At 71.1% G+C, this 10217-nt stretch carries 12 protein-coding genes and 1 riboswitch; of the genes, 5 read left to right on the top strand and 7 right to left on the bottom strand.

Annotated elements, in window-relative coordinates; translation table 11 throughout:
• The first annotated feature begins 212 nt into the window (after window positions 1–212).
• Window positions 213–461, top strand: a complete 249-nt coding sequence (locus ACIRHA_RS25295) for a bacterioferritin-associated ferredoxin (RefSeq protein WP_403849910.1) — start codon at window positions 213–215, stop codon at window positions 459–461.
• Between the two features lie 40 nt (window positions 462–501).
• Here the strand turns inward: ACIRHA_RS25295 and bfr are convergent, their stop codons facing one another.
• A complete protein-coding gene (bfr, locus tag ACIRHA_RS25290) occupies window positions 502–981 on the bottom strand; it encodes a bacterioferritin (protein ID WP_403849907.1) in 480 nt (159 codons plus the stop codon).
• Between the two features lie 175 nt (window positions 982–1156).
• On the opposite strand from bfr, the gene ACIRHA_RS25285 reads away from it, so the two are divergent.
• A complete protein-coding gene (locus ACIRHA_RS25285) occupies window positions 1157–1789 on the top strand; it encodes a sulfite oxidase-like oxidoreductase (RefSeq protein WP_403849905.1) in 633 nt (210 codons plus the stop codon).
• Window positions 1790–1813: 24 nt separating this feature from the next.
• On the opposite strand, the gene ACIRHA_RS25280 is transcribed toward ACIRHA_RS25285, so the two are convergent.
• From ACIRHA_RS25280 to thiO, 6 genes are all read right to left on the bottom strand, one after another.
• Window positions 1814–2305 (bottom strand): DUF4396 domain-containing protein, encoded by a 492-nt coding sequence (locus ACIRHA_RS25280; RefSeq protein ID WP_403849902.1) that lies wholly within the window; start codon window positions 2303–2305, stop codon window positions 1814–1816.
• A gap of 65 nt (window positions 2306–2370) precedes the next feature.
• The gene (locus tag ACIRHA_RS25275; RefSeq protein ID WP_403849900.1) at window positions 2371–3234 is read right to left on the bottom strand and encodes a deoxyribonuclease IV; all 864 of its coding nucleotides are present in this window, start codon (window positions 3232–3234) and stop codon (window positions 2371–2373) included.
• Window positions 3235–3425: 191 nt separating this feature from the next.
• Window positions 3426–5384: a Stk1 family PASTA domain-containing Ser/Thr kinase gene (gene pknB, locus ACIRHA_RS25270; protein WP_403849898.1), complete on the bottom strand. Its 1959-nt coding sequence runs from the start codon at window positions 5382–5384 to the stop codon at window positions 3426–3428.
• Between the two features lie 194 nt (window positions 5385–5578).
• Entirely contained in the window at window positions 5579–6376 is a 798-nt protein-coding gene (locus tag ACIRHA_RS25265; RefSeq protein ID WP_403849896.1) for a thiazole synthase, read from the bottom strand.
• Window positions 6377–6383: 7 nt separating this feature from the next.
• On the bottom strand, window positions 6384–6584 hold the full coding sequence (gene thiS, locus ACIRHA_RS25260; protein WP_403849893.1) for a sulfur carrier protein ThiS: 201 nt from the start codon (window positions 6582–6584) through the stop codon (window positions 6384–6386).
• The gene (thiO, locus tag ACIRHA_RS25255; protein ID WP_403849891.1) at window positions 6581–7774 is read right to left on the bottom strand and encodes a glycine oxidase ThiO; all 1194 of its coding nucleotides are present in this window, start codon (window positions 7772–7774) and stop codon (window positions 6581–6583) included. The genes thiS and thiO overlap by 4 nt, the downstream gene beginning before the upstream one ends.
• A riboswitch (TPP riboswitch) is annotated at window positions 7772–7885 on the bottom strand. (Overlaps the previous gene by 3 nt.)
• A 53-nt stretch (window positions 7886–7938) precedes the next feature.
• On the opposite strand from thiO, the gene ACIRHA_RS25250 reads away from it, so the two are divergent.
• From ACIRHA_RS25250 to ACIRHA_RS25240, 3 genes are all read left to right on the top strand, one after another.
• Window positions 7939–8280 (top strand): hypothetical protein, encoded by a 342-nt coding sequence (locus ACIRHA_RS25250; RefSeq protein ID WP_403849888.1) that lies wholly within the window; start codon window positions 7939–7941, stop codon window positions 8278–8280.
• 86 nt (window positions 8281–8366) lie between these two features.
• Window positions 8367–9599 (top strand): NAD(P)/FAD-dependent oxidoreductase, encoded by a 1233-nt coding sequence (locus tag ACIRHA_RS25245; protein WP_403849886.1) that lies wholly within the window; start codon window positions 8367–8369, stop codon window positions 9597–9599.
• 116 nt (window positions 9600–9715) lie between these two features.
• A complete protein-coding gene (locus ACIRHA_RS25240; RefSeq protein ID WP_351338777.1) occupies window positions 9716–10081 on the top strand; it encodes an Rv2175c family DNA-binding protein in 366 nt (121 codons plus the stop codon).
• The last annotated feature ends 136 nt before the right edge of the window (window positions 10082–10217 follow it).

The raw sequence follows: 10217 nt of genomic DNA, 5'->3' as shown, positions 1-10217 counted from the left end.
CCGGGGGGCGGGGGGGGGTGGGGGGGGGGGGCTTCTCCCCCCCCGCCGGGGTCCGGCGTCCTGTTGGGCCCCGGGGGGGGGGCGCGCCCCCGCGCGCCCCCCCCCCCCCACGGCACTTTTGTGCTTCCGGTCGGCCGGGTAAGGTTAGGTTAGCCTCACCGATCAATCGGGACGGCGTTTCCTATGAGTCCCGACGACAGCCCGACCGGGAGGTGAACCGCGTGTTCGTCTGCAACTGCTTCGGTGTCACCGAGGCGCAGGTCAAGAAGCACGCGGAGGACGGTGCCTGCACCCCCCGCCAGATAGCGTCGGCCTGCAAGGCCGGCACCGACTGCGGCTCCTGCGTCCGCCGGATCCAGGCGCTGCTCGGCCGCAGCGCGTGCCCCCGCCGGGACCTCGTCGAGCATGGTGAGACGGCCGCGGCCCTCGCGCCGCCGGCGGACATGCCGAAGGCTGCCTAGCCCTCCGTCCGCCAGCTCTCCGGCTGCTAGCTCTCGGCTGCTAGCTCTCCGGCTGCTCGATGAGCTGCGCGATGTAGAGCGCCTCACCCAGCTTCTCCACCAGCTCCAGCTGCGTGTCCAGGTAGTCGATGTGGTGCTCCTCGTCCTCGAGGATCGACTCGAAAATGTTCGCAGACGTGACGTCGCCCTTGCCGCGCATCACCTCGATGCCCCGCTTCAGACGGTCGATCGCCTCGACCTCGATCTGCCGGTCCGCCTGGAACATCTCGGTGACCGTCTGGCCGACCCGGACGTGGAAGAGCCGCTGATAGTTCGGCAGGCCGTCCAGGAACAGGATCCGGTCGGTCAGCACCTCCGCGTGCTTCATCTCGTCGAACGACTCGGAGCGTGTGTACTTCGCGAGCTTCGTCCAGCCGAAGTTGTCCTGCATCTTCGCGTGCAGGAAGTACTGATTGATGGCCGTGAGCTCGGCCGTCAGCTGTTCGTTGAGAAACTCGATGACCTCGGGGTCGCCCTGCATCGCAGAGGCTCCTTCCAAGCGGTTACTGGGCAGGTTTCGCGCATCCTTGCACCGGCACAGGAGTGCGTCCAGTAAGTGCACGCTTAGTAGGAGTTGCCCGAATCTGCGTTCGCGGCAGGTCCGGGCGGGGTGGGCGTGGTCACGTCCACTGGTCCAGGTCTGTCAGGATGGAGGCATGGGTCATCCGGTGGGTCGCGAGTCTGGGGGAGCAGTGCAGCCGGAGCTTCCACCGGGGCAGCGTCTGCAGCGCGGCTGGCCTGTCACGCACTACGGCCCGGTGCCCAAGTTCCGCCCCGAGCGCTGGGAGTTCAGGGTCTTCGGCGCGACCGCCGACGGTGACAAGCACTGCTGGAACCACGAGGAGTTCGCGGCGCTGCCGTACGGGACCGTGGTCGGCGACCTGCACTGCGTCACGAAGTTCAGCATGCTCGCCGCGGAATGGGGCGGTGTGCGCGCCTCCACGATCCTGGAGCTCGCCCCTCCCGGGCCCGATGTCACCCATGTGATGGTGTGGGCCGAGTACGGATTCTCGTCCAATCTGCGACTGTCCGACTTCGCCTCCGAGCGGACCATTTTCGCCACGCACAAGGACGGCGAGCTGCTCACCGCGGAGCACGGTTTCCCGCTGCGCCTCGTAGTGCCCCATCTGTACGCCTGGAAGGGCCCGAAGTGGGTGCGCGGCGTCGAGTACATGACGGCGGACCGGCGCGGATTCTGGGAGGAGCGGGGGTACCACAACGTGGGCGACCCGTGGCGCGAGCAGCGGTACTCGTACCAGGAGGGGCCCGGCGAAGGTCCCGAGTTCTAGGGGTTCCGGGGCCTTCTGCGGTCCTCAGTGGTGGTACTGGTGCACCACCGCGTGGCCCTTGCCGCGGCCGATCATCCAGCGGTTGACCGGGGTCGTGACGACGAAGGCGAGCGCCAGTGACACGGCGAGCGCACCCCAGAACAGGGCGTCCGAGAGGCCGGCGTCCATGGCGCTCGGCCAGAGGGCGATGACGCCGTTGTCGATCAGCTCCATGACCGCGATGGACAGGGTGTCCGCGGCGAGCGCGACCCGGAACGCCGTCTTGAAATCGACGCCCGCGCGCAGGACGCCGCGCAGGGTGAGCGAGTAGCCGAAGACGAAGGCGAGCACGATCGCCAGGATCATCGTCGGTACGTTGCCCCAGCCGAGCGCGGTGCCGATCACCATGCCGAGGACCTCGCCGATGGCACAGCCGGTGAGGCAGTGCAGGGTGGCCTGCGCGGCCATGGACCAGGTGACCTTGGTGGTGCCGGGTGCGTCATGGTGCTCGTGCCCGGCGTGGGTCTCGTGCTGCATGGTTCCCCCAGTGCTCGCTGCGGATGCCGTCACCAAGGGAACCATATACCCCCCAGGGGTATTCCTCAGGCTCGTAGCTCCTTGAGGCGCGCCACGTCGGCCGCGTGGCCCTCTTTACCGCCGGGTGTCTCGATGACCAGGGGAACGTTCTCGGTCGCGGGGTGGGCCAGCAGCTCGCGGAACGGGTCCTCGCCGATGTGACCGGAGCCGATGTTCTCGTGCCGGTCCTTGTGGGCGCCGACGACGTCCTTGGAGTCGTTGGCGTGGATCAGCTTGAGGCGGCCCTCGCCGACCGTGTCCACGAGGAGGTCGAGGGTCTGCTTCATGCCGGCCGGGCCCGTGAGGTCGTGGCCCGCCGCGAAGATGTGGCAGGTGTCGAGGCAGACGCCAAGCTTGGGGTGGCGGTCCAGGACGTCGAAGTACGGGCCGAAGTCCCAGGTGCGGGAGCACAGTGAGGCGCCCTGGCCCGCGGTCGACTCCAGGAGCAGGAACGGGTCGTCGTCGTGGGTCAGCTCGTCGAGCAGCGGCAGCATGCGCTCGCGGACCTGCGCGAGGGCCACCTCACGTTCCCGGCCACCGGTCGCGGAGCCGGTGTGCACGACGACGCCGAGGGCGCCGATCGCGCGGGCCCGGCGCAGCGAGTGGCGCAGGGAGTCCACGGACTTGTCGACGGTCGCCTCGGTGTGCGAGCCGAAGTTGATCAGGTACGGGGCGTGGACGTACGCCGGGATGTTCTCGGCGGCGCACTGCGCGCGGAAGTCCTCGTCCTGCCGGGGGTTCCCCAGTGGAGTGGCCCAGCCGCGGGGGTTGGCCACGAAGACCTGGACGGTTTCGGCCTTGAGGTCACGGGCGTAGGAGAGCCCTACGCTCGCGAGGCCGCCGGCCACGGGGACGTGGCCGCCGATGGGATTACGGATGCTGCTGTTCACGCGGCCAAGGGTGTCACGCACGCGTACTGGGTCTTTCAAGCCCCTGCGGCTTCCGGGCGGCTCCGGCAAATCAAGCTTCTCCGGCTTCCGGGTGGCTCCGGGCAATTCAAGCCCCTGCGGCGATTGAGCAGCGGGGTCCGGGGCGGAGCCCCGAGAGCGCAACCCCGGTGCCGGTGCACAGGTCCCGCCTGCTACCGGATGGTGATCGTGACGGTCGACCCCTTCGGAGCCTCGTCGCCGCCCTCCACCGACTGGCTCTTGACCGTGTCGCCGAACAGGCCGAGCAGGCCGCGGTTCTCCTCCACCTCGAAGCCCGCCGCCTTGAGCCGCGACGTCGCCTCGTCGACCTTCTGACCCGTGACGTCGGGGACCTCGACCATCACGGGGCCCTTGGAGATCGTCAGGGTCACCGTGTCGCCCTTGGCGAGCTGCTTGCCCTCGGCGGGGGACTGCTGTGCGATGTCGCCCTTGTCTTCCTCGGAGTTGACCCGCTTCGTGGAGATCTCGGCCTTCAGGCCCTCGTCCTCGAGGTCGGCGATGGCGTCCTGCTCGGACTCGCCCGTGACATCGGGGACGTCGACGGGGGCGCCCTTGGAGACGACCAGGGCGACGGCGGAACCGGCCCTGCGGGTGTCGCCCGCGCCGGGATCCGTGCGGATCACCGAGCCCTTGGCGATCTGGTCGCTGAACTCCTTGGTGGTCATGCCCGGTTCGAGGTCACGCTTCTTGAGGTCGCTCTTCGCGGTGTCCAGCGGCGTGCCGCTGAGGTCGGGGACCTTCACGGTCTTCGACCCCCTGGACACCGTCAGGTCCACCGTGCCGCCGCCGCGGATGCGGTCGCGGGAGCCCGGATCGCTGTCCATGACGGTGCCGCGCTTGTACGTGTCGCTGTACTCGCGGCCGACCGTGCCCCGCTCCAGGCCCGCGTCGGCGAGCCGCTTCTCGGCCTGCCCCTGCGTCTGGTTCAGGACGGACGGGACCTGCGTGAACTGGCCGGAGTTGATGTACCAGACGCCGGTACCGACGCCGAGGACCAGCAGGATCGCCGCGAGGATCGCGATGGTGCGGCGCTGCGGGCCGCGACCACGACCACGACCGCTGCCGTGAGCCGGTCCGGGGGCCAGGGGCGGAGGCGGTGGCATCTCCAGGCGGCTCGTCCGGTTGAGCTGCGCCTGGTCCGCGGCGTCCGTGGGCAGCGGCAGCTGTACGGGCGTGCCCACCGCGCGCGGGATCACGCTCGTACGGTCGTCGGCCCCCACATACTCCGTATCGCGGGCCTGTGGCGGCACCGCGTCCAACTGGGCGTCGGTGAGCGCCGACCGGGCGCCCCTGGCCTGCGCGAGGAGCGCCACGGCGTCGTGCGGGCGCACCTCGGGGGTGCGCGCCGTCGCCGACGCGACCAGCTCGTCGAGCTCGAAGGGGAGGCCGGGGACCGCCGCCGAGGGCGGGGGCACGTCCTCGTGGAGGTGCTTGTAGAGGATCTGGGCGGGGGACTCGCCCGCGTGCGGCTTGCCGCCTGTGAGCATTTCGTAGAACACGACACCGCACGCGTAGACGTCCACGCTCGGCGTCGCCGTGCCGTTCTCGATCTGCTCGGGCGCCAGGTACGAGACCGTGCCGAGGACCGCCCCCGTCGTGTTCGTGACCGTGTCCACCGCGCGGACCAGGCCGAAGTCCGCCACCTTGACCCGGCCGTCGTCCCCTATAAGGACGTTCTCCGGCTTCATGTCGCGGTGCACGAAGCCCGCGCGGTGGGCCGCTCCCAGCGCGGCGAGGACCGGCTCCAGGATGTCGAGGGCGGCGCGGGGCCGCAGCGCTCCCCGGTCACGCAGCACGTCGCGCAGGGTGCAGCCGGCCACGTACTCCATCGCCAGATACACGTACGCGCCGTCGGTGCCCTGGTCGTACACCCCCACGACGTTGGGGTGCGAGAGGCGGGCCACCGACTTGGCCTCGCGGATGAAACGGTCCACGAACGAGACGTCGGCGGCCAGCGAGGGGTGCATCACCTTGAGCGCGAGCACGCGGTCGAGGCGGGTGTCCACGGCCCGGTAGACCGTGGCCATCCCGCCGACCGCGATGCGTGCGTCGACGCGGTACCGGCCGTCGAGCACGTGCCCGAGCAACGGGTCCTGAAGGGTCGTGTCCACGCAGGCGAGTGTACGAGGAGCCACCGACACCCAGCTCTCCTGCCGCGAGGCCGGGGCCGTACTGCAGCAGACCTGTGACCACCTTCAAGCCCCGCTCTTGGACGAGAGGCCGCGGGGTCCTTTTCAAGCCCCGCTCTTGGACGAGAGGCCGCGGGGTCCGGGGCAGAGCCCCGCGACCGCAACCCCGGCTCGGGTCACACGAACGCCGGCCGCTCCGGATCGAGCCGCGCCCGCCCCTCCGTAGGCGAGGAGGCCTCCGCGAAGTGACGCTTCGGGATGCGCCCGGCCCGGTACGCGAAGCGCCCCGCCTCCACCGCGTGCCGCATGCCCTCGGCCATGAGAACCGGCTCCTGCGCGCGGGTCACCGCAGAGGCGAGCATCACACCCGCACAGCCCAGCTCCATGGCGAGCGTCACATCGGACGCCGTGCCCGCACCCGCGTCCAAAATCACCGGCACGCGCGCGTGCTCGGTGATCAGCTGGAAGTTGTGCGGGTTGCGGATGCCGAGCCCCGAACCGATGGGGGAGCCGAGCGGCATGATCGCCGCACAGCCGACGTCCTCCAGTTTGCGGGCCAGGACCGGGTCGTCGTTCGTGTAGGGAAGGACGGTGAAGCCGTCGTCCACCAGGGCCTCGGCCGCGTCGAGCAGCTCGATCGGGTCGGGCAGCAGGGTGCGCTCGTCGGCGATGACCTCGAGCTTCACCAGGTCCGTGCCGAGTGCCTCGCGCGCGAGGCGGGCCGTCAGGATCGCCTCTCCCGCGGTGAAGCAGCCGGCCGTGTTCGGCAGCACCCGGATGTTCAGCTTCTCCAGGACGGAGAGCACCGAGCCGTGCACGCTCGCGTCCACGCGGCGCATCGCCACGGTGGTGAGTTCGGTCCCGGAGGCCACAAGAGAGCGCTCCAGGACGTCGAGACTGGGCGCCCCGCCCGTGCCCATGATCAGACGCGAGGAGTACGGGTCGCCCCCGAGGACGAAAGTGTCGTCGGCCATGGACGGTTCAGCCTCCTTGTACGGCCGTGAGGACCTCGACGCGATCTCCTTCGGAGAGCGCCGTGGCGGGCCATTGGGTGCGCGGGACGACGGTTTCGTTGAGGGCGGCGGCGACGCCCTTGGGCGCGGTGGTGAGCGTGGTGACGAGGAGGTCGAGCGTGATGCCCGCGGTCACCGTGCGCGGCTCGCCGTTGACGTGGACGTTCATACGGGCTGCTCCACGAGGGCTGTGCCGAAGCGTTTCGGCGTGAACGGGCGGGCCTCTTCCGGGAGTTCACCAGTGGTCAGGGCGTGCGCCATGGCGTCGCCGGTGATCGGCGTCAGGAGCACGCCGTTGCGGTAGTGGCCGGTCGCCAGGAGGAGGCCGGGCAGGGCGGTCGGGCCGAGGAGCGGGGCGTTGTCGGGGGAACCGGGGCGCAAGCCCGCGCGGGTCTCGGTGAGCGGGAGTTCGGTGATGCCGGGGACGAGTTCGTGGGCGTCGCGCAGGAGTTCGTAGACGCCTCCCGCGGTGACCGTGGTGTCCCAGCCGAGTTCCTCGCTGGTGGCGCCCACGACCAGCTCGCCGTTGACGCGCGGCACCAGGTAGAGGCTGCCGCCGCGGACGACCGCCCGGACCGTGCGGCTGAGGAAGGGCGCGTACCGCTTCGGTACCGTCAGGCGCAGCACCTGGCCCTTGACGGGGCGCACGGGCGGCAGCACCGCGTCGGGCACACCCGCGAGCTGTCCGCCGCGGCTGCCCGCCGCCAGCACCACCTGGCCGGCGGCGAGTTCGGTGCCGTCGGCGAGGACCGCGCCGCTCGCCCGGTCGCGGACGACACAGAGCCTTTCGGCCCACAACCTGTGGAAGGTCACGCCGGAGCGCTCGCAGGCCGTCACGAGGGCGCTCGCGAGCCTCCTCGGGTCGATCTGGTGGTCCCCGTCGACGCGCAGTCCGCCGCGTACGCCCGGGGCGAGCATCGGTTCGAGGCGGCGGCATTCGCGGCCCGACAGCCACTCCGCGTCGAGCCCGGACTTCGTTTGCAGCGCGTGCAGTTCACGCAAGTGGGCGCGGTCGTCGGAGTCGAGCGCGACCGCGAGCGTGCCGCACGCGCGGTAGCCGAGGTCCTGCCCGGTGGCCTCGGACAGCTCGGTCGCGAAGTCCGGGTAGCGGCGCGCGGACTCCAGGTTCAGGCCGAGCAACGTCTGCTCGCCGTGGTGGAGTTCGGTGACGGCGGCCAGCATTCCGGCCGCCACCTGGGCGGCCCCGCCGCCGGGTTCGGGGTCCGCGACCGCGACGGTCAGGCCGCGCTGCGCGGCCCGCCAAGCGGTGACCAGACCGATGATGCCGCCACCGACGACGAGGACGTCGCAGGTGTGCGAGCGAACGGATTGCGAATGAACGGATGGCGTCGACGACATGGGCGTCAAGCCCCTCCCTTCGCCGGTATGACCCGGATCAGGTTCGTACGGTCGAAGGCCGCTCCAGCCTCCCTCTCAGCCCGCTGCGTACGGGCTCCCGCGAGTGCTCTACGTTGGCCACCCTAGCCGTTCACCGCGACCCCCAGTAAGGGAGCCTCGAACCAGTGCCCCGATCTCTCGACGGTCTCGTGATGTCCCCCGTTGCCGACCAGGCTGCTGGTCAGGTGGGCACGCGCACCCGCTTCACGTACCGGGAGAGCGACGGCCGCATTTCGGCCGACTACGTAGGCGGCGATGTCGTGCAGGGGCACCTTGTGGGCACGCGCTCCGGTGACGAGATCGACTTCCGCTACGTCCAGCTGAAGACCGACGGGACCACCTCCTCCGGACACTGCGTCTCGACCGTTTCCGAGCTCCCCGACGGCCGGGTGCGCCTCGACGAGACCTGGGAGTGGGAGTCGCAGGACGGCAGCGGCACCAGCGTGGTCGAGGAGCTCGCGGGCTAAACCGCCGGCGTGTGTGGAGGACGTCACGGTGTCGGAGTGGTCCGCATCGCTGACCGACGAAAGACCAGGTGCCTAAGGTTGCTTCCGTGAGTGAGCAGCTGAGCGGGAGCGGAGCGCCTTCGGGGCAGCGGAACGTCGTCATCGTGGGCGCGGGCATGGCCGGTGTGCAGACCGCGGTCGCGCTGCGCGAACAGGGCTTCACCGGCGCGGTCACGCTCCTCGGCGCCGAACCCCACCAGCCGTACGACCGGCCTCCGCTGTCCAAGGCGGTGCTGCTCGGCAAGGCCGAGGGCTCGGCCTTCGACGTGGACTTCGAGGCGCTTGGCGTCACCCTTGAGCTGGGCCGCGAGGTGACCGGGCTGCGGCCCGGCGACCACGAGCTCGACACGGCCGAAGGGCCGGTCCCGTACGACGTGCTGGTCGTCGCGACCGGCGCCGAACCCGTCCAGCTGCCGGGCGCGCGGTCCGCCCCCGGAGTGCACCTGCTGCGCACGCTCGACGACGCCGAGCGGTTGCGGCCCGTCCTCGCCGAGCAGCACGACGTGGTGGTCGTGGGCGCCGGCTGGATCGGTGCCGAGTTCGCCACCGCGGCCCGTGAGGCCGGCTGCCGGGTCACGGTGGTGGAGGCCGCCGAGCGGCCGCTGGCCGGGGCGCTGCCCGCCGAGATCGCCGCGCCCATGGCGACCTGGTACGCCGACGCGGGAGCCCGACTGCGCACCAACGCGCGCGTGGAGCGCATCGAGCCGGACGCCGTGGTCCTCGACGACGGCACGCGGCTGCCCGCGGGAGCCGTCGTCGTCGGCATCGGCGCCCGCCCCGCCACCCGCTGGCTGGCCGGCTCCGGCATCGAGCTGGGCGCCCACCGTGAGGTCCTCGCGGACGACGGACTGCGCACATCCGTGCCCGACGTCTACGCGGTGGGGGACTGCTCCTCGTTCCCCTCGGGGCGCTACGGAGAGCGCCTCATGGTCCACCACTGGGACAACGCGCTGCAGGGGCCGCGCACGGTGGCGGCGAACATCGTCGGCGAGACCCCGGCGGTGTACGACCCGGTGCCCTATTTCTGGTCCGAGCAGTTCGGCCGGTTCGTGCAGTACGCCGGGCACCACGAGGGCGCCGACGCGACGGTGTGGCGCGGCGACCCCGCCGGCGCCGCCTGGTCGGTGTGCTGGCTGCATGGCGGCGCACTGGTGGCGGTCCTCGCCGTCGGCAAGCCGCGTGACCTGGCCCAGGGGCGCAAGCTCATCCAGTCGGGGACCGCGCTCGACCCGGAGCTCCTCGCGGACCCGGCCCGCCCGCTGAAGTCCGCGGTGGCGTGAGTCCGTCTCCTTGAGGGCATGGCAAAGCGTGACGGACGGGGTGAAACGGGAGGATCCGTGGTCCATCCGCACCGGCCCGGCTTCCGAGTGTCAGTCCGGGATGGCACGCTTGTCCTGTGACCGAGATTGACGCAAACATCGATGCTCTCGTCCCCGCCTGGCTCAACCTCCCCGACATCGCGGAAATGCTCGATGTCGAGGTGACGCGTGTGCGGCAGCTGGTCAAGGAAGGCCAGCTGATCGCCGTGCGCCGCGGAGAGAACAGGGCACTGCACGTGCCCGCCGCCTTCATCGACGGCGACAAGATCGTCAAGGGGCTCGTCGGCCTCCTGACGGTTCTGAGGGACGACGGCTTCAGCGACGAAGAGATGCTGGAGTGGCTCTTCACCCCCGACCCGAGCCTGCCGGGCACGCCCGCGCAGGCCTTGAGCGAGAATCGCGGCACGGAGGTGAAGCGTCGCGCCCAGGCGCTCGCCGTCTGACCTGACAACCGTCCGGCGTGGGGCCCCCCGCCCCCCCCGGGGGGCCCCCCCCCCCCAGCGCCCCCCCCCCGGGGGGCGGGCCGGGGGGCGCCACCCCCCGCCCGCGCGGCCCCGCGGCGGGGGGTCCGGGGGCCCC

The organism is Streptomyces sp. NPDC102360 (assembly GCF_044766085.1).
Taxonomy (GTDB): Bacteria; Actinomycetota; Actinomycetes; order Streptomycetales; family Streptomycetaceae; genus Streptomyces.
This window is presented reverse-complemented; position numbering and strand designations above follow the sequence as displayed.